Source organism: Stenotrophomonas sp. P5_A8 (assembly GCF_056400545.1).
Window position 1 is genome coordinate 1 of the sequence record NZ_JBFULB010000549.1, and the last position, 1318, is coordinate 1318.

Below are 1318 nucleotides of genomic sequence, written 5' to 3' on the forward strand. Positions count from 1 at the left end.
TGCCGGTGCAGGTCGTCCAGCGACAGGCATCGCTGCCGGTAGAGGTGGTGGCCGTTCCACCTGCGGGCTCAGCCCTGGACGCGCTGGAGCAGTATGCGGACCCGGCCCGGCTGCGGCTGGATTGCCGGTGCAGGTCGTCCAGCGACAGGCATCGCTGCCGGTAGAGGTGGTGGCCGTTCCACCTGCGGGCTCAGCCCTGGACGCGCTGGAGCAGTATGCGGACCCGGCCCGGCTGCGGCTGGATGTTCGCAACGCGCCGCTGCTCGCGGCCTTTGTTGCCCACGATCAGGCCGAGGGGGAGTGGCTGCTGGCACTGCTGCGCCATCACGTCGTCTGCGATCATATGACGCTTGAACTGGCGCTGGCTGAAATTGCCGCACTGCTGAATGGAAACGGTGCCGCGCTGCCCGTACCGGTGCCGTTCCGTGAGATCGTCGCACAGGCACGACGGACGCCGATGGAAGCACACCAGGCGTACTTCCAGGAGCAGTTCCAGAACGTCGATGAGCCAACAGCGCCCTTCGGCGTGTTGGACATGCACGTTGGTGGCAGGTCTACGACAGAGTCGCGTCAATCGCTGGAGCCTGGCGTGGGCCGTCGCGTGCGCGAGAGCGCGCGTCGTGCAGGGGTTTCTCCGGCAGTGCTGTTCCATGTGGCTTGGGCGCAAGTGCTGGGGCGCTGCACAGGCAACGAGGACGTGGTGTTCGGAACCGTATTGTCTGGGCGCCTGCAGGGCGTGGCCGGTGCCGAGCGGATGCTTGGCATGACGATCAATACGCTGCCATTGCGGGTTTCGCTGGGAACGCGCAGCGTTGCCCAGTTGCTGGAGGAGACCTCCCAGCGCATGCAGGCACTCCTGGCCCATGAACACGCTCCTCTGGTACTGGCACAGCGCTGCAGCGGGATGCCCGCGTCGACGCCACTGTTCTCGACACTGCTCAATTACCGGCACGGTGAAGCCAGACCAGATTCAGCCCAAGCTGTATTGCCGGGATTCCCGGCCGACATCCGCAGCATTTCCTCCGATGGCGACCATACCAATTTCCCGCTCAGCATCCGGATCGACGACTCAGGTGATGCCTTCGCACTTGTTACCGAATGCATGCCCGGAATCGATGGAAAGCGGATCAATGGGTATCTGTGCATGGCGATGCTTAGCCTGGTCAGCGCCTTGGAATGCTCGCCGACCGCGCCCCAGTACCAGCTTGAGATACTCGATCCGCAGGAAATGGAGATGCTGTCCACACGCTTCAATGCGACGGCTAGGGCGTACCCGGGCGATGGTTTCATCCACACGCTGTTTGAAGCACAGGTACGG

Annotated in this window: 1 protein-coding gene; it reads left to right on the forward strand. The window is 63.8% G+C overall.

All coding sequences use genetic code 11. The features are described from left to right. Positions 1-127: 127 nt before the first annotated feature. Positions 128-1318 (forward strand): condensation domain-containing protein (locus AC1DQP_RS20570; protein ID WP_478052440.1); only part of this gene is annotated, 1191 nt, incomplete at its 3' end.